We start from the raw sequence: 15,510 nt of genomic DNA on the forward strand, positions 1-15,510 counted from the left end.
GCCTTGGGATAGTCGAAGTCCTCGCCCATCGGATCGCCGTGGGCGCCATGCTGATGCAGGATGTCGAGCGACAGCTGGTTGGGCCACCAGTCGCGGTTGGTGCGACCGAGCAGAGACCGCAGGGCGCCCGGCTGCTTGATCGGGCAGCCCAGGGGATCGCCAGTTCCAGAAGCGTCGTCCATCGTCGTCCTCCCTCACTTGTGAGTGTTTGGATGACTGTAGGCAGAGGTTGTGAGCCCTGGATAATGGATAAAAATGATCGCCCATGACGGGAAACTCTATGACGCCATCGCTCGGCGTTATGTTCCTATTTTGTTCTTGCGTGGCCGCGGGAATGTGGTAGGTTTTGGCTATGGGTCGTTCTTGCGTCTGAGGCGCGGGGGACGCCGCGGCGGGCTTTGCCCGCACCTGCAGATTTCCAACAGATGACGTGTGCGTTGGGCGGCTGAGCCTGCCTGAGCACGCGCGACTGGACGGCGTTCGCCCCCTTGTCCCTCCCCGGGGCGGTGAGGCCTTGGAGGTCTGTGGGCGTTGCGGCGCTTTCCGTCCGCGCCGCAGGAGCCCCGCGCCGGCCGATCTGGTCCCAGGGCTCCTGGCCCTGCGGGCGCGCCTCTCGGGAGGCCATGGCCGGCGCGGGGCGGAACGGCCCTGATTGTTTCAGTGATGTATTGCGAAGGAGGCGGCGGCCATGGCGGGGCGACCCAAGGATCCCGGCCGGGCGGTCAAGGCGCTGGCCCCCCTGGCGGTGGAGACGCTGGAGGCCCTGATGCGCGGTGACAAGACCAGCGACACCGCCCGCATCGCCGCCATCCGTGAGGTGCTGGACCGCGCCCAGGGCAAGGCCAAGGCGCCCGAGGCCGAGGGTCGGCTGACGGTGACGATCCGCAGGCTTGGCTGGGACGAACCTGACGGCTCGGCGGGTTGAGCGTGGAGATCGAGCTGCCGGCCGGCTGGCGGCCCAGGCCCTATCAGACGGCGCTGTGGCGCTATCTGGAGGACGGGGGCTTGCGGGCTGATGTGGCCGCCCACCGCCGGTGGGGCAAGGATGATGTGGCGCTGAACTGGGCGGCCGTCAGCGCCATCCAGAAGCCCGGGGTCTATTGGCACCTGCTGCCGGAGGCGGCCCAGGCGCGCAAGGCGATCTGGGAGGCGGTGAACCCGCACACGGGACGCCGACGGATCGACGAGGCCTTTCCGCCGGAGATCCGCGCAAGCACCCGGGACGGCGATATGAGCATTCGCCTGGCCAATGGCGCAGTCTGGCAGGTGCTGGGCTCGGACAATTATGACAGCCTGGTGGGGGCGCCGCCGGTGGGGGTGGTGTTCTCCGAATGGGCGCTCGCCAAGCCCGAGGCCTGGACCTACATCCGGCCGATCCTGGCGGAGAATGGCGGCTGGGCGCTGTTTCTGTGGACGCCGCGGGGGCGCAACCACGCGGTGCGCGCCTTTGAGGCCCGGGCGCGCGACGCCGCCTGGTTCACCCTGCGCTCGCCGGCGACGGAGACCGGGGTGTTCACGCCGACGCAGCTGGCCCGGGAGCGGGCCGAGCTCGTGGCCGAGACCGGGTCGAAGGAGGAGGGGGAGGCCAGGTTCGCTTCGGAATACCTGGTCGACTTCGATGCCGCCGCGCCGGGCGCCTACTATGCCAGCCTGCTGGGCGAGGCGCAGAGCGCAGGGCGCATCGGTCGGGTTCCGCATGACCCGGCACTGGCGGTTCATACCGCCTGGGATCTGGGAATCGACGATTACACAGCCGTCTGGTTCTTCCAGCAGGTCGGCCCAGAGGTGCGGGCCATCGACTATTTCGAGACCAGCGGCGAGGGGCTGCAGGCCATCGTCCGCCAGGCGATCGCGGCGAAACCCTACGTCTATGGGACCCACCACCTGCCGCACGATGTGATGGTGCGCGAGCTCGGCGCGGGCGGCCGATCGCGGTTCGAGACCTTGGCGGGGCTGGGCGTCTCACCCATCGAGGTGGGTCAGGCGACCCATCCGGAAGAGCGGATCAACGCCGCGCGGCTGATGATCCCGATGACCTGGTTCGATGGGGAGGCCTGTGCCCTGGGGCTCGACCGGCTGCGGGCCTATCGCAAGCGCTGGAATGCGGCGACGCGGGCCTATGGCGGACCGCTGCATGACGCCGCCAGCCACGGCGCCGACGCCTTTGGCGAATTCGCCCTCAACCGCCGCGGGGCGGGGGTGCGGAGGGCTGGTCGCCGGTCGGGCGTGGCGAGCGGGAGCTGGATGGGGTGATGATGGAGATGGAGAGGACGATGGCGAAGCGTTTCGACGATCTTGGCCTGCCGGGGTGGGTGAGCGATGGGCTGCGACGCGTACTGGGAACGGACGCGGAGGTGCAAAGGCTGAATGGCGCCTCGGGCCTCGCAACAGACGGATACGGGGAGCCCGCGCAGGGCTTGCGACCGGGATACGGTCGAGGCGGCATGCCGGCGGCGGCCCAACTCGGTGTCGCCTTCGGCGCCTTGGCGGGGAACTGGGCAAGTGTTCCGGCCTCGAAGGCAGCCGTCGAGGCCAGTCGACCGCCGACGGTTCCAGAGACGGAATACTCAGACCGGGACAAATACTTTCATTGTCGAGCCAACTGCCAGGCCGCTCAGGCGGGGCCTGTCGCGGAGGCAACCGCCGGCTGGGCAAGTGACAACGCGAAGGAGTTTATCGACGAATACACGACAAAGGGCGGCGCTGAAGAGGCCGACCGAGAGGCGAACCGCCAGGGACGGCGAGTGGGTAGCGCCGGCGGCCAGTGCTACGAGGGCTGTAAGGACTTGATGAAAAGCTGGGTCGTTCTCCCGCAGCGCTACCGGTAGGTTGCCTTTTCAATAGCTTCGTGTTCTCACTATGTTCCCAGGCTTGGCCACTGGTTTGTTCTGAGTTTGCGGGTGCTAATCGATATGGCTTGGACGTGGCGGCAGTGGCGATGGGTGGTGGCCGGGGCGGCGATGCTGAGCGCCACCAGCTGCGGCTATGCCATGGGCGACCTCGTCGGCGTCAACGCTTGCATGGATCACAACGGCGATTGGGAGAACGGGGTCTGCTACGACAGCGTGGGCTCCCTAAAGCTCCTGCCGCGCGGCTGGCAGGCCGTGGGCTCAAATGAGATTGCGGGGCTCACGGGCCGCGCGAAGGACTGGGACTTCCTGGAGACGGGGGGCGTTGATCTCGACGGCGACGGCGCAAAGGATATGGCGCGGGTGCTGGTGGATCCGTCGATGACGCAGTTTCGGCTGTTCGTCTTCTACGGCAAGGACGGCCTTGCGGGCGACCGGGCCGTGGCGCTGACAGAACCCCAGAGGATCGCTGACGTCTCAGGCGTTTCCGTCAGTATGGAGGGGCCGCCTCGTGAGCCCGACAGGGCGCCGCAGATCACCTTGCGGCGGACTATTGAGGGGCAGAGGCAGGACATGGTCTTCGCCTGGCGCGGGGATCGCCTGGCGGAGGTGGCGCCGTGATCGAGCCGCCTCCTATTCCGGTCGGACGGATCGTGCGGGGCTGTCTGCTGTCGGTGGTCATGGTGCTGCTGCTGATGGGCTCCTGCACGGTGGGCTGCCTGGGCCGCGGCGCTGAATATCCGCAACGCTGCCGGGACAATGGCGGGGCGCCGGGCTACATGGCCTGCCATATGCCGCGACTGACCGTGGCCCCGCCGGAGGGGTGGGTGTTCCGCACGGCGGCCGACATGCGGCCTGGTCGCGATGGCGATCAGCCGTGGCGCAAGGCGCTTGAACACTATCAGCGTTTTGCCGTTTCGGCCGATTTCGACGGCGACGGGCGGGAAGACCAGGCGGCGATCCTGTTGGACGAGACCTTTGAGACTTTCGCAGTCTTCGTCTTTCCGGCGGGCGGTGAGGCGATGCGATTGACGCCGCCGCAGCCGGTCGCCGGGTTGCCGAGGCGCGCCCTGGCCGTGCGCAAGCCCTGGCGCGGCGGACGGCCGGCGTTAGTGGTGAAGGCCGAAGACGGCGAGGACGAGACGTACGCCTGGAACGGCGCGGCGTTCGTGAAGACGGCGGGCTAAGCCCCCGCCGGACTTAAGGAAAATTGGATTTCTCTGACACAGCGTCCCCGGCTTGGGACGCTAAAGGGCGTTTGCATGACCCATGACGACATCCTGCGTGACGCCCGCGACGCGTTTGAGCGCGCTTCGGCCCACGAGGCCGAGATCCGCGAGGAGGCGCGCGATGACCTGCGCTTTGCACGGCTAGGCGAGCAGTGGCCGGAGAAGGTGCGGCGGGACCGGGAGCTGGACGGGCGGCCCTGCCTGACCATCAACCGGCTGCCGGCCTTCATCCGCCAGGTGGTCAATGATGCGCGGCTGAACAAGCCGGCCATCGCCTGCCATCCGGTGGACGACGGGGCCGATCCGCAGACGGCCGAGATCTTCAACGGGCTGATCCGCCACATCGAGCAGTCGAGCGACGCCGAGGTCGCCTATGACACGGCGCTGGATTTCGCGGTGACCTGCGGCTTCGGCTATTTCCGCATCAACACCCGCTATGCCCGGGACGACAGTTTCGAGCAGGACATTGTCATCGAGCGGGTGGCCGATCCGTTCAGCGTCTATGGGGACCCGGACTCCACGGCCGCGGACTCCTCGGACTGGAACACGGCCTTCGTGGTCGACAGCCTGCCGCGGGCGGCGTTCGAGGCCCGCTGGAAGGGCGCCGAGGCGGTCGACTGGTCGGGGTCTGGCCATGAGGGGGCGGCCGGCGCCTGGGGCGATGGCGAACGGGTGACCGTGGCCGAGTTCTGGCGCCGCGAGGCGGTGCGCCGCAAGATCGTCGCCTTGAGCGACGGGCAGGTGATCGAGCTTTCCGCCTATGAGGCGCAGAAGGGGCTGTTCGATGCGCTGGGCGTCAGCATCGTGGGCGCGCCGCGGGAGGTGGCGAGCCACCGGGTGGTGCAGCACGTGGTCACCGGCGCGGAGGTGCTGGAGACTGTGGAATGGGCGGGGCGGTTCATCCCCATCGTGCCGGTGTTTGGCGAGGAGCTGCGGATCGACGGCCGGCGGCGGCTGCGCAGCCTGGTGCGGGACGCCAAGGACCCGCAGCGGATGTTCAACTACTGGCGGACGACCACCACGGAGCTGGTGGCGCTGGCGCCCAAGGCGCCCTTCATCGGACGCAAGGGGGCGTTCGAAACCGATGCGGAGAAGTGGGCCACAGCCAATGTGCAGACCCACGCCTACCTCGAATATGACGGACCCGAGCCGCCCATGCGGCAACCCTTCGCCGGGGTGCCGGCAGGCGCGCTGCAGGAGGCGCTGAACGCCAGCGACGACATGAAGGCCATCATGGGGCTGCACGACGCCAGCCTGGGGGCGCGATCCAATGAGACCAGCGGCCGGGCGATCATGGCCCGCCAGCGGGAGGGGGACGTCTCCACCTTCCACTATATCGACAATCTGAGCCGGGCGATCCGGCACGCCGGCCGGATCCTCATCGACCTGATCCCCAAGGTCTATGCCGCCCCGCGGGTGGTCCGGGTGCTGGGGCCGAGCGGGGAGGCGAAGCTGGCGGCGGTGAACCAGCCCGTCGCCGTGCGCGAGGCCGATGCGGCGGGCCAGGTGCGCGAGGTTCAGCGGATCTACGACCTGGGCGTCGGCAAGTACGACCTGACGGTGCGGGCCGGGCCGAGCTTCACCAGCCGTCGGGAAGAGGCGGCGACGCAGATGATCCAGCTGATCCAGGCCTATCCGGCCGCCGCCCCGGTGATCGGCGACCTGCTGGCGCGCAATCTCGACTGGCCCGGCGCCGACGAGATCGCCCAGCGGCTATCGAGCCTGCTGCCGGCCCAGGTGCGGGGCGAGGCGCCGGAACTGGGCGAGGCCCGGGCGGCGATCGAAAAGCTGTCCCAGGCCCTGGCCGGCGCCAACCAGAAGCTGGAGGCGATGGCCAAGGACCAGGCCCTGGAGACCCGCAAACTGGAGATCGCCGCCTTCGAGGCTGAGACCCAGCGGATGCGGGTGCTGGGGCCAGGCGGCCCGGCCCGCTGATTTTCAACATCCAAGGGGATTTCCGACATGGCCACCGGCAAGGTGACGGGCGCGTTTTCGCAGACGGGCCTGAGTGAGAGTTTTGCGCCCGACTCCCGGCCCGGTGCGCCGCGCAGGTTCAACCTGTCGCTCTGGGGGAGCTTCACCGGCCTGGTCGCCGTGGAGCGGTCCTTTGACGGCGGGGCAAGTTGGGTGGGTTGTTCCCGGGACGGGGCCGGCACGCCGGCCAACTATTCGACGCCGGTCTCCCTGGTGTTGGAGGAACCTGAGGCCGGGGTGCTCTATCGCCTGAACTGCTCGACACTGAGCACGGGGACGGTGAGTTACCGCCTGAGCCAATGACGCCGGCCTGCAAGGCGGCTCGGGGGCTGGCCGCCGGGGTGGCGGTGCGGGGCGTTCGGGCGCTGCATGCCGAGACCGAGGCGGTGGCCGCGGCGATGACGGTCGCGCCAGACAGCCGCCGGACCGCGCTGATGGACAATCTGGTGGCGGCGCTCAAGACCGCAGAGGTCTGGCCCCGGCTGGACGCCCTGTTCGTCATGGCGGCGCACGACGCCCAGGCGGCGGGGGTGAACTGGATCGCGCCGGAGGGCGCCGGCCTGACCCCGGTGAACGGCCCCGACTTTCAACCGGACCTTGGTTATCAGGGGGATGGGTCGACCAGCTATCTGGAGACCGGCTTCGTTCAGGCCTCCTGGATCAAGTACAAGATCGCCGACCACCATGCGGGCGTCTTCGTCGTGGGGGGCGAGGGCACGGGGACGGCGTTTGGCAACAGCCGCAACCGGCTGCAGCCCCGGACCAGCGGCGGACAGTTCCTGACGCGCTCCAACAACACCACCAGTGACCAAAGACCGGTCGAGAGCGGGCTTGGTCACAGCGCCATGAGCCGAACCGAGGGCGAACGCTATCAGGTGTTCAAGGACGGCGTGGTGCTCGGGACGCCAGAGATCGCCAATGCCAGCCTCGCGAGCCAACCGATCGTCTTGCTGGGCTATGGCACCGCGAGCGCGCCAGCCGGCCTGACCGGTTGGCGTTTGGGCGCGGCGCACTTTGGCGCAGGCCTGAGCGCGGCTCAACTGGCGGTGATCCACGCCGCGCTGGAAACCTATCTGCGGGGCGTGTCGGCCTGGCCAGCCGCCGACTGAGACCGCGCGTCTCCATTCTGAGCGCGGCCCTGGCGCCGCATGACCAAGGACATGACCATGATGCAAGACCCGACCCTGGGGGGCGGCGCCGATCCGCGCCTGCTCGCCGCCGCCGGCGCTGAGGCTGACGCGATCGAGGAGATCGAGCATGGCGGGCAGTTCTATCGCCTGCCGCGGGCGCTGAAGGCCCAGCTGATGGCCAATATCGACCATGAAAGCGCCAGCCAGGCGGTGGCGGCCGAACGCCGGGTCCTGGCCGAGCGGGCGAAGATGATGGAGCTGGAGGCCGAGCTCGCCAGCGCCAGCGCGCAGGACCGGGCGGTGCTGATCGCCCTGGAGCAACAGCTCGCGCAGTTCGAGGGCGTCGACTGGCAGGCGCTGAGCCAGCAGGACCCCCAGCTAGCCCAGGCGCTCTGGACCCAGGCGAATGACGTCGCCCAGGCCCGGGAGGCCTATGGCCAGGCCCTGGCCCAGCAGGACGAGATGGCCCGTGCCGCGGCCGGCGAGCGGGCGCGGATCGAGCTGGAGGAGACCGGCCGGGTGCTGGCCGGCCAGATCGAGGGCTGGTCGCCGGAGGTGGCGGCAAAGCTCGTGGAATACGCCCAGGCCTTCGGCGTCACCCTGGAGGAGCTGCGCGAGGTGGCCGATCCACGGCTGTGGATGATCCTGCACCGGGCCCAGCAGGGAGAGGCGGCGATGAAGGCGCAGGTTGCGCCGCAGCCGTCGCTTCAGCCTTCGCCTCAGCCCGCGATCCAGGTGCGGCCCGCCGTGCAGGTGGGCGGCGGCTCGGCCCCGGCCAGCGCCGTACGGGACGACATGGGCGCAGCCGAATGGATGCGCCGCAGGAACGCCCAGGCCATGGCGGGGCGATAGACCCGCGCGGGTCCGCGTTCCGACGTCGAGGACGCAAACCGCCGCGCCGTGATCCTACGGGCGCACGCTCGCGCCTGATCCCTATCCAACACCCCAACCGGCGCAGCTGCGCCGACCCGCATTCCATCCTCAAGGAAGACGAGACCTCATGGCCAATTCGCTGCTTTCCCCGACCGCGGTCACCCGCGAGGCCCTGCGTGTGCTGCACCAGAAGCTGAACTTCGTGGGTTCGATCACGCGGGAGTATGACGACAGCTTCGCGCGCCAGGGCGCCAAGGTGGGCGACACGCTCAAGGTGCGGCTGCCCAACCAGTATGTGGTGCGCACCGGCCCGACGCTGGATGCCCAGGACACCACTGAGACCAGCGTCGAGCTGAAGGTGCAGACCCAGAAGGGGGTGGACCTGAACTTCACCTCGGTGGACCTGACGCTTTCGCTGGACGACTTCTCCGAGCGAATCATCGAACCGGCCATGAGCGTGCTGGCGGCCAATATCGAGGCCGACGCCATGGGCATGTACAAGGACGTCCACAACCAGGTGAACAACCACGGCGCGGCGGCCAGCTTCGCCAAGATCCTGCAGGGCCGGAAAATCCTGGTGGACAATCTGGCGCCCCTGGCCGGGCGCACCTGCAACCTGAACACCCAGGACAATGTGGACCTGGTGGACGCGCTCAAGGGCCTGTTCAACGACAAGGCCAGCATCTCCAAGCAGTATCGCGAAGGCTTCATGGGCCGCAGCGCCGGCTTCGACTTCATGGAGAATACGCTGTGGCCGTCCCACACGGTGGGGTCCAAGGCGGGCTCGCCCCTGGTGAACGGGGCGGGCCAGACGGGGGGGGCGCTGGCCACCGACGGCTGGTCGAACAGCTCGCCGGTGCTGAAGGCGGGCGACGTCTTCACCATCACAGGCGTCTTCCGGGTGCATCCGGAGACCAAGCAGTCGACGGGTGTGCAGCAGCAGTTCGTGGTGAAGGCCGACGCCAGCTCCAACGGCTCGGGCGTCGCGAACCTGCAGATCTCGCCAGCCATCGTCACCACGGGCGCGGCGCAGAACGTCTCGGGTGCGCCGGGCGACAATGCGCAGATCCAGGTGGCCGGGACGGGCGGGGCGGCCCACGGGATCTCCATGGCCTACCACAAGGGGGCCTTCGCCTTCGCCACCGCCGACATGGTGATGCCGCGGGGCGTGGACTTCGCCGCCCGCGAGGTCTTCGACGGCGTCTCCATGCGGATCGTGCGGCAGTACGACATCAACAACGACAAGTTCCCCTGCCGGCTGGACGTTCTCTACGGCTTCCAGACCCTGCGCCCGCAGCTGGCCTGCCGCCTGGCCAACAACTAGGGCCCCCCGCCCCTCGAAACGAATGGACGTGACGCAAACCGGGGCGGCGCGGGCCTGGCCCGTCGCCGCCCGTCTGGCAGGGGAGACGGCGTATGGCGCTGAAGACCTATGACGACCTGAAGACCGCCTTGGCCGACTGGCTGGAGCGGAGCGATCTGTCTGGGCGGGCGGCTGACTTCATCACCCTGGCCGAGGCGCGGCTGAACCGTGAGCTGCGGCTGGCGGTGATGGAGTCCGAGGCCAGCCTGACCGCCGAACCGGGCGCGCGAACCCTGGACCTGCCGGCCGACTGCCGCGAGGCGCTGGGCCTGTGGCGGGAGGATGGGGCTGGGCGCACGCCCATGCGCTACCGGCCCGCCGGCCTGATGCCGCGCAGCGACCAGGGCGGGCGGCCGGACTATTGGAGCCTGGAGGGTGGGCAGATCCTGCTCGAGCGGCCCTGCGCAGGGGAGACGGGCTTTGTTCTGCGTCAGGTGGGACGGCTGGAGCTGAGCGCGGCGGCGCCGACCAATGCGGTGCTGGCCGAACATCCGGACCTCTATCTGTTCGCCGCCCTGGCCGAGGCCTGCCCCTATCTGCGGGACGGGGAGATGGCCGGGCATTTCGGGGTCCGGTTCGAGATGGCCCTGGCTCAGGCGCGGTCCGCCGACGCCCGGCGGCATGGTCTGGCCCGGTTGGGCACGGACCTGCCCGGGCGGGAGGCGCTGGCATGCTGAGCCTGGGACCTGAGGTTCCGGCCGCCCTGCGGCCGCTGCTGGGGGATCTGGTGGAGGCGGTGCGGGCGCTCACCACGCCCGGGGCGCCGACGCCGGTCTTCGCCTGCGCCGCTGCGGATCTGCCGCCGGCCGCTGATTGGCCAGAGCGCCTGGTCCTGGTGCGCGATCTGTCGACCCTGGCGGTCTCGGACGGGGCGGGCTGGATCCGGCAAGATACGGGAGATGTGATCTGATGCCTTCCACCTACACCGCCTCCCTGAGGCTGGAGATGCAGGCGGCCGGGGAGAACCTGAACACCTGGGGCGCCCCGCGCCTGAACCAGGTGATCGACCGGCTGGACCAGGCCATCGCCGGGCGCAGCGCCATCGTGCTGAGCGGCGATCATGTGCTGACCAGCGCCAATGCCGCGGACGACGAGGCGCGGCGAGCGATGCTGGACTTTTCCGGCATAGGCCCGGCGACAATCACCCTGCCGGCGGCGAGCAAGACCTATCTGGTGCGCAATGGCGCCAGCGGGCCGGTGACCCTGACCACGGGGGCCGGCGCGGTCGCAATGGTGGACCCGCAGGACGTGGCCCTGGTGGGCTGTGACGGCGGGGATGTCTTCGCGCTTGGGGTCGGGGGCCTGAGCCTCAAGGCCTATGTGGAGGCGGTCGCCTGGAGCTACAACGCCGGCGCCCTGCCGGCCCAGGCCGGCAATGCCGGCAAGGTGGTGGCCACCGATGGCGAGGACGCTGGCTGGCGCCTCGTCACCACCCTTCCTGACTATGTCCAAGACCAGACCCAACGGGCCGTCGCCGCCGAGCGGCGCGCCGCGGCCCTGGCCTATTTCGGCTGAGGAGAGCCCATGAGCGCCATCGCCACCAACCAGTTCATCGCCGTCCAGCGACCCATCGCCTATGTGGCGGTGGCGACGACCGCCGAGACCGCCTTTCACGCGCCCACCCACGCGGTGGAAGTCATTCCCCCGGCGGACAATGTGCAGGGCCTACGGATCACCAAGGCCTACGCCCTGACGCGGGCGGCGCCCGGGGCGCTGATCCACTGCCAGCTCTATGGGCGGGCGGGATCGACCGACACCCTGATCGACTCCGCGACCCTGGCCAACACCGCGCCCTCGGCGAGCGCGGCCGGCGCCAAGGCGGTGTTCGACGCCAGCGAGGAGGACCCCCTGTTCCTGCCTCCGGGGGTGGGCCTGGCCTTCGCCATCGGCGGGGCGGTGGCCAACGGCGTCGTCTGCCGGGTCTCCGGCGGCGCCTATGACCCGTTGCCGTGATGGGGGGCTATGGACCGCGGGGAGAAAGACCCCGGCGGCGGGGTGGGGGGCGATCAGAGATCATCACAATCCAAGTGGTCACAGCCCCGGGTGCAGGCGAAATTGTCGCGCCGCGTGATTGCTTTCTAGAGCTCTTTCTCCGGGGCGGTGGTGCGTCCGGATCAGTCGCCTTCAACAACTCACGCGGAGGTGGTGGAGGTGGAGGAGCTCGCCATTCGGTTCGACTGCTTAAGAACCAGCTTGTGAAGTATTTCGTGGGACCAGGAGGTCCCTCAAATGGCGCTGAAGGAACTATTGGAAACAACGGCCTTGATTCGACCGTCCTACTCCCAAATGGTTCGATCATTGTTGCCGGAGGCGGTCGAGGGGATGGGGCGGGCGGCCTATCATACGGTGCAATTGAAAATAGAGCTGGCGCGAGTTCTGGCCCTGTAAACAGCGCAGGTGGCGACGCGGCGTCGTTCTCTGACGTAGGACCAATCGACTTCTTTGCCGGAGGCGAAGGGGGCGCGTTCGGCCTAACCGGATTCCGCGGGGCTTCACCGGGCGGTGGCTCAGGAGGTTGTCCTCCCGGGGGAAACGGAACCTCTCTGCAAGGTGCAGATGGCTCGCTAGTCTACGTCCTCTCCAAGGCTTCACCATGAGAATACCCCTCGACCTTCCACCTGGGCTGGTGGGGGATGAGACTTCGTTTGCGGCCGCGGGGCGGTGGGCGGACGGGTCGAATGTGCGGTTCTGGCGGGGGCGGCCGCAGGTGATCGGCGGGTGGGAGTCCCTGGGAGGCGGGGATCTCACGGGCGTCTGTCGCAAGGTGTTCGCCTGGACCGACAACGCCGCGGTGCTGAATGTCGCCTTTGGGACCCACAGCGCCCTGCAGGTGTGGATCGGCGGGGGCCTGAACGACATCACCCCGACGCTGGCCCGGCCGGCCGTGACCCTGGCTCCCGCGCCGCTTGCGGTCAGCGAGGGCTCGGACGTGGTCACGGTGAGGCTGGCCGGGCACGGCCTGGCGGATGGCGAGTCGGTCGATGTGAGCGGCGCGGCCGCCGTCGGCGGGATCACGCCGAACATCACCGGGGCGATGGTCACGGTCATCGACGAAGATCAGTTCAGCTATGTGTACAGCGCGCCGGCGACCTCGTCCGCGACGGGGGGCGGGACGGCCGTGACGGTGGCGCCTCAGCGGGCCTTCGAGCCCGGGGCCGTCGATGGAACCGGGGGGCAGGGCTATGGCACGGGCGCCTATTCCACGGGGACCTATTCGGCGCCGTCGACCAGCGACTTCTTTCCGCGCACCTGGAGCCTGTCGGCCTTCGGCGAGCAGCTGATCGCCAGCCCCCGGGGCGGGACCCTCTATCGTTGGGCCAATGACACCGGAGAGGGGGCCGCGCCGCTGGCGCAGGCGCCGCGACAGGTCAGCGTCTCCCTGGTGTCGCACACCGACCAGATCTTCGCCCTGGGCTGCAATGAGGAGGTCTCCGGCGTCTTCAATCCGCTCTGCATCCGCCACAGCGGCGTCCGGGCGCCCAACAGCTGGACCACTGCGCCGGACACCACGGCGCGGGAATATGTGCTGGCCGGGGGCGGGCGGATCGTTGGGGCGAGCGCGATGGGCCAGTACATCCTGGTCTGGACGTCGGACCGACTGTTCATCGGGACCTTTGTGGGGGCCCTGAACCAGCCCTGGCGGTTCGATCCGGTGGGGGAGCACTGTGGCCTGATCGGCCCCAACGCCTTCGCCATCGCCGGCGCCCGGGCGCTGTGGCTGGCGCCCGACCTGCAGTTTCGCAGCTATAGCCTGGGCGGGGCGGTGGACATCGTGCCGTGCCCGATCCGTGATGACCTGGCGCGCCATCTGGCCGGCGCCCAGGGGGACAAGATCACGGGCTCGACCATCAGCCTCTATGACGAGGTGCGGTTCGACTATCCTGACGCGCGCGACGGCAATGAGAACAGTCGATATGTGACGGTCTGCCTGGGCGACGGCGCCTGGTCCCGGGGGATCATGGGGCGAACCGCCTTCGTGGACGCCGGGCCGCAGGGGGACCCCATCGGGGTGACTCCGGACGGGCGGGCCTATTGGCACGAGCGGGGCCAGTCGGCGGACGGGGGCGCCTTCGCCTGGTTCATCGAGAGCGCCGACCAGCTGCTGCATCCAGACCAGACCCTGATGGTGCGCGGTCTGTGGCCGGACATGGCCCTGCAGGCCGGCGCGGCGACCCTGCGACTGAACACCCGACTGAAGCCGCAGGGGCCAAGCCGAAGTCATGGTCCCTATGGCCTGGCGCCGGGGGCTAGCCGCGTCGATCTGCGGGCCACGGGACGGCTGTTTCGGGTGCGGTTCAGCGGGCAGGGGGCGCCGACGGCCGGCCGGATCGGCCGCCCGGTGTTCGACGTGGTCCCGGCCGGAAGCCGGTGAGACGAGAGACCTGGGCCGCCTGTCGGAACTGGCTGGCGCCAGCCCTGCGGCCGGAGGACGGCGATGAGGCCGGGCTGCTGGCGGAAATCCGCAGCGGCCGGGCGCAGCTCTGGGCCGGCGAGGGCGGGGCGGTGGTCACCCAGTGCGTCGAGGCGCCCTGGGGCCGCAGTCTGCACATCTGGCTGGCCGGGGGCAGCCTGCCCGGCGTCCTGGCCCTGCGGCCGGGGATAGAGGCCTGGGCCAGGGGCCTGGGCTGCGAAGCGCTCACCATTGAGGGCCGAAGGGGCTGGGCGCGGGTGCTGCGCCCCCATGGCTATCAGCCCCACGGGGCGATCTTGAAAAGGAGCCTGTGATGGGCAAGCGGAAGTCTTCCTCCACCTCCACCACCACCGAGCGGGCGACGGTGACGCCGAACAATCCGCTGTGGGTCACCGATCAGGTGCAGGGTCTCAGCGAGCGGGTGGGCCAGCTCGGCCGGCTTGATCCCTACAGCCTGGTCTCACCCCTGTCGGCGGGGGAGCAGCAGGCCTCCCAGGGGGCGGCGGCCCTGGGCCGCTATGGCTTGGCCTATGACGAGGCCGCCGACTGGACCCGGGGCGTGGCGGCGGCGGACGCCCCGCAGGCCCAGGCCGCCAGCCTGCTGGATGGGATCGAGGCCTACTACAACCCCTATCGTGGGCAGGTGGTCGATGCGGCGACGGCGGATTTCGACGCCGAGGCCGGGCGGACCCGAGCGGCCCAGGATCTCGCCCTGGCCGGACAGGGCGCCTTCGGCGGGTCGGGCGCCGCCCTGACCCGGTCTCTGACCGAAGGGGAGCTGGCCCGGGCGCGGAACACCCAGATCGCCGGCCTGCTGAGGGACATGTTCAGCACCAGCGCCAGCCTGGCCAGTCAGGACGCCGACCGCCGCCAGCAGGCCTCGGCGCAGAACGCGCAGCTGGCCGCGCAGACCGCCGCCCTGCGCCTGCAGGCGGCCAATGGCCTGGCGGGCCTGGCGGGGGCGCGGGCGGCCAGCGACCGGGAGGACATCGCGACCCAGGCGGCGATCGGCGCGCAGGTGCGCGGGGTGGACCAGGCCTATCGCCTGGCGCCCTATACCGCCCTGAACAGCCAGGCCGACATTCTGTCGAAGCTGCCGCTGGAGCTGTTCCGCGGCACCACGACGGAGGGGACCTCGACCACCAAGGGGACCTCAACCCAGACGCCGAGCTTCCTCGACAACCTGGCTCAGGCGGCGGGCATCGCCAGCTCCGTCGTTGAGATGGGCTACAAGCTCCCGGGCATCAAATGACCAGCCTTACGGGAGTCGCCGACGCTCAGATCGTCGCCCTGCGGCAGATCGGGGAGAATGTCGCGGCCCAGACCGCCCGGCTGGAGGGGTTGGCGGCCAAGATGGACGATGTCCGCGAACGGCTGGCCCGGCTGGAGGCCCTGGAGGCCGGCAAGCTGGTCGAAGGCCTGCGGGCTGAGCTGAAGGGCGCGCTCGCCCGCATCGACCACTTGGAAAGCCAGCGGGACCGGGTGGTCGGCGCCGCCGACTTCTGGACCTGGCTGGCCCGGAGCGCGCCTTGGCTGGCGACTGGGGTGATCGCCTTTCTGGCGGGGCTTGGCCTCAAGCCGCCGAGCAGCCCGTGACCGAGCCGCGCCCGCCCATCGAAATCCGTTGGCTCTACCGGCGGATTTTCACCTATGGCGCCTGCGGAGCCAATTTCGCCCTGCT

General features: G+C 69.5%; 20 protein-coding genes. 19 read left to right on the forward strand and 1 reads right to left on the reverse strand.

The window, feature by feature from the left end:
- The coding region (locus Q7V15_RS09940) for a hypothetical protein (RefSeq protein WP_304755413.1) at nucleotides 1-182 on the reverse strand (182 nt) is incomplete at its 3' end.
- 506 nt (nucleotides 183-688) lie between these two features.
- On the opposite strand from Q7V15_RS09940, the gene Q7V15_RS09945 reads away from it, so the two are divergent.
- The 19 genes from Q7V15_RS09945 (at nucleotide 689) to Q7V15_RS10035 (ending at nucleotide 15,425) form a co-directional block, all read left to right on the forward strand.
- On the forward strand, nucleotides 689-925 hold the full coding sequence (locus tag Q7V15_RS09945) for a hypothetical protein (protein ID WP_304755414.1): 237 nt from the start codon (nucleotides 689-691) through the stop codon (nucleotides 923-925).
- Complete coding sequence (locus Q7V15_RS09950; protein WP_304755415.1) at nucleotides 922-2,253, forward strand: hypothetical protein; 1,332 nt, start codon at nucleotides 922-924, stop codon at nucleotides 2,251-2,253. Before Q7V15_RS09945 ends, Q7V15_RS09950 begins: the two co-directional genes overlap by 4 nt.
- Before the next feature lie 20 nt (nucleotides 2,254-2,273).
- Nucleotides 2,274-2,828 carry a hypothetical protein gene (locus tag Q7V15_RS09955; protein WP_304755416.1) on the forward strand — a complete coding sequence of 185 codons (555 nt, stop codon included), beginning with the start codon at nucleotides 2,274-2,276 and terminating at the stop codon, nucleotides 2,826-2,828.
- Nucleotides 2,829-2,912: 84 nt separating this feature from the next.
- On the forward strand, nucleotides 2,913-3,470 hold the full coding sequence (locus Q7V15_RS09960; RefSeq protein ID WP_304755417.1) for a hypothetical protein: 558 nt from the start codon (nucleotides 2,913-2,915) through the stop codon (nucleotides 3,468-3,470).
- Nucleotides 3,467-4,036 (forward strand): hypothetical protein, encoded by a 570-nt coding sequence (locus Q7V15_RS09965; protein WP_304755418.1) that lies wholly within the window; start codon nucleotides 3,467-3,469, stop codon nucleotides 4,034-4,036. The genes Q7V15_RS09960 and Q7V15_RS09965 overlap by 4 nt, the downstream gene beginning before the upstream one ends.
- A gap of 75 nt (nucleotides 4,037-4,111) precedes the next feature.
- Nucleotides 4,112-6,013: a portal protein gene (locus tag Q7V15_RS09970; RefSeq protein WP_304755419.1), complete on the forward strand. Its 1,902-nt coding sequence runs from the start codon at nucleotides 4,112-4,114 to the stop codon at nucleotides 6,011-6,013.
- 27 nt (nucleotides 6,014-6,040) lie between these two features.
- Nucleotides 6,041-6,355 (forward strand): hypothetical protein, encoded by a 315-nt coding sequence (locus Q7V15_RS09975; protein WP_304755420.1) that lies wholly within the window; start codon nucleotides 6,041-6,043, stop codon nucleotides 6,353-6,355.
- Entirely contained in the window at nucleotides 6,352-7,161 is an 810-nt protein-coding gene (locus Q7V15_RS09980) for a hypothetical protein (protein WP_304755421.1), read from the forward strand. Before Q7V15_RS09975 ends, Q7V15_RS09980 begins: the two co-directional genes overlap by 4 nt.
- 57 nt (nucleotides 7,162-7,218) lie before the next feature.
- On the forward strand, nucleotides 7,219-8,034 hold the full coding sequence (locus tag Q7V15_RS09985) for a hypothetical protein (protein WP_304755422.1): 816 nt from the start codon (nucleotides 7,219-7,221) through the stop codon (nucleotides 8,032-8,034).
- A gap of 148 nt (nucleotides 8,035-8,182) precedes the next feature.
- On the forward strand, nucleotides 8,183-9,379 hold the full coding sequence (locus tag Q7V15_RS09990) for a P22 phage major capsid protein family protein (protein WP_304755423.1): 1,197 nt from the start codon (nucleotides 8,183-8,185) through the stop codon (nucleotides 9,377-9,379).
- Nucleotides 9,380-9,471: 92 nt separating this feature from the next.
- Nucleotides 9,472-10,095, forward strand: a complete 624-nt coding sequence (locus Q7V15_RS09995) for a hypothetical protein (protein WP_304755424.1) — start codon at nucleotides 9,472-9,474, stop codon at nucleotides 10,093-10,095.
- Nucleotides 10,089-10,328, forward strand: a complete 240-nt coding sequence (locus Q7V15_RS10000; protein WP_304755425.1) for a hypothetical protein — start codon at nucleotides 10,089-10,091, stop codon at nucleotides 10,326-10,328. Before Q7V15_RS09995 ends, Q7V15_RS10000 begins: the two co-directional genes overlap by 7 nt.
- Nucleotides 10,328-10,933, forward strand: a complete 606-nt coding sequence (locus Q7V15_RS10005; protein ID WP_304755426.1) for a hypothetical protein — start codon at nucleotides 10,328-10,330, stop codon at nucleotides 10,931-10,933. Before Q7V15_RS10000 ends, Q7V15_RS10005 begins: the two co-directional genes overlap by 1 nt.
- A gap of 9 nt (nucleotides 10,934-10,942) precedes the next feature.
- Nucleotides 10,943-11,371: a hypothetical protein gene (locus Q7V15_RS10010; protein WP_304755427.1), complete on the forward strand. Its 429-nt coding sequence runs from the start codon at nucleotides 10,943-10,945 to the stop codon at nucleotides 11,369-11,371.
- A gap of 276 nt (nucleotides 11,372-11,647) precedes the next feature.
- The gene (locus Q7V15_RS10015; protein WP_304755428.1) at nucleotides 11,648-11,806 is read left to right on the forward strand and encodes a hypothetical protein; all 159 of its coding nucleotides are present in this window, start codon (nucleotides 11,648-11,650) and stop codon (nucleotides 11,804-11,806) included.
- A 205-nt stretch (nucleotides 11,807-12,011) separates the two neighbouring features.
- Nucleotides 12,012-13,790 (forward strand): hypothetical protein, encoded by a 1,779-nt coding sequence (locus Q7V15_RS10020; protein WP_304755429.1) that lies wholly within the window; start codon nucleotides 12,012-12,014, stop codon nucleotides 13,788-13,790.
- The gene (locus Q7V15_RS10025) at nucleotides 13,787-14,143 is read left to right on the forward strand and encodes a hypothetical protein (RefSeq protein ID WP_304755430.1); all 357 of its coding nucleotides are present in this window, start codon (nucleotides 13,787-13,789) and stop codon (nucleotides 14,141-14,143) included. The genes Q7V15_RS10020 and Q7V15_RS10025 overlap by 4 nt, the downstream gene beginning before the upstream one ends.
- Nucleotides 14,143-15,081, forward strand: a complete 939-nt coding sequence (locus Q7V15_RS10030; protein WP_304755431.1) for a hypothetical protein — start codon at nucleotides 14,143-14,145, stop codon at nucleotides 15,079-15,081. Before Q7V15_RS10025 ends, Q7V15_RS10030 begins: the two co-directional genes overlap by 1 nt.
- Nucleotides 15,078-15,425, forward strand: coding sequence for a hypothetical protein (locus Q7V15_RS10035; RefSeq protein WP_304755432.1), 348 nt, complete (start codon nucleotides 15,078-15,080; stop codon nucleotides 15,423-15,425). The genes Q7V15_RS10030 and Q7V15_RS10035 overlap by 4 nt, the downstream gene beginning before the upstream one ends.
- The last annotated feature ends 85 nt before the right edge of the window (nucleotides 15,426-15,510 follow it).

It is taken from the genome of Phenylobacterium sp., assembly GCF_030651755.1.
Lineage (GTDB): Bacteria > Pseudomonadota > Alphaproteobacteria > Caulobacterales > Caulobacteraceae > Phenylobacterium.

What these genes read in the sequence shown, in the direction of transcription:
- Q7V15_RS09990 (WP_304755423.1), top strand. Translation starts at nt 8,183, where the DNA reads ATGGCCAATTCGCTGCTTTCCCCGACCGCGGTCACCCGCGAGGCCCTG.
- Q7V15_RS09945 (WP_304755414.1), top strand. Translation starts at nt 689, where the DNA reads ATGGCGGGGCGACCCAAGGATCCCGGCCGGGCGGTCAAGGCGCTGGCC.
- Q7V15_RS09985 (WP_304755422.1), top strand. Translation starts at nt 7,219, where the DNA reads ATGATGCAAGACCCGACCCTGGGGGGCGGCGCCGATCCGCGCCTGCTC.
- Q7V15_RS10010 (WP_304755427.1), top strand. Translation starts at nt 10,943, where the DNA reads ATGAGCGCCATCGCCACCAACCAGTTCATCGCCGTCCAGCGACCCATC.
- Q7V15_RS10000 (WP_304755425.1), top strand. Translation starts at nt 10,089, where the DNA reads ATGCTGAGCCTGGGACCTGAGGTTCCGGCCGCCCTGCGGCCGCTGCTG.
- Q7V15_RS09995 (WP_304755424.1), top strand. Translation starts at nt 9,472, where the DNA reads ATGGCGCTGAAGACCTATGACGACCTGAAGACCGCCTTGGCCGACTGG.
- Q7V15_RS09955 (WP_304755416.1), top strand. Translation starts at nt 2,274, where the DNA reads ATGGCGAAGCGTTTCGACGATCTTGGCCTGCCGGGGTGGGTGAGCGAT.
- Q7V15_RS10015 (WP_304755428.1), top strand. Translation starts at nt 11,648, where the DNA reads ATGGCGCTGAAGGAACTATTGGAAACAACGGCCTTGATTCGACCGTCC.
- Q7V15_RS09975 (WP_304755420.1), top strand. Translation starts at nt 6,041, where the DNA reads ATGGCCACCGGCAAGGTGACGGGCGCGTTTTCGCAGACGGGCCTGAGT.
- Q7V15_RS10035 (WP_304755432.1), top strand. Translation starts at nt 15,078, where the DNA reads ATGACCAGCCTTACGGGAGTCGCCGACGCTCAGATCGTCGCCCTGCGG.
- Q7V15_RS10030 (WP_304755431.1), top strand. Translation starts at nt 14,143, where the DNA reads ATGGGCAAGCGGAAGTCTTCCTCCACCTCCACCACCACCGAGCGGGCG.
- Q7V15_RS09980 (WP_304755421.1), top strand. Translation starts at nt 6,352, where the DNA reads ATGACGCCGGCCTGCAAGGCGGCTCGGGGGCTGGCCGCCGGGGTGGCG.
- Q7V15_RS09960 (WP_304755417.1), top strand. Translation starts at nt 2,913, where the DNA reads ATGGCTTGGACGTGGCGGCAGTGGCGATGGGTGGTGGCCGGGGCGGCG.
- Q7V15_RS09970 (WP_304755419.1), top strand. Translation starts at nt 4,112, where the DNA reads ATGACCCATGACGACATCCTGCGTGACGCCCGCGACGCGTTTGAGCGC.
- Q7V15_RS10020 (WP_304755429.1), top strand. Translation starts at nt 12,012, where the DNA reads ATGAGAATACCCCTCGACCTTCCACCTGGGCTGGTGGGGGATGAGACT.
- Q7V15_RS10005 (WP_304755426.1), top strand. Translation starts at nt 10,328, where the DNA reads ATGCCTTCCACCTACACCGCCTCCCTGAGGCTGGAGATGCAGGCGGCC.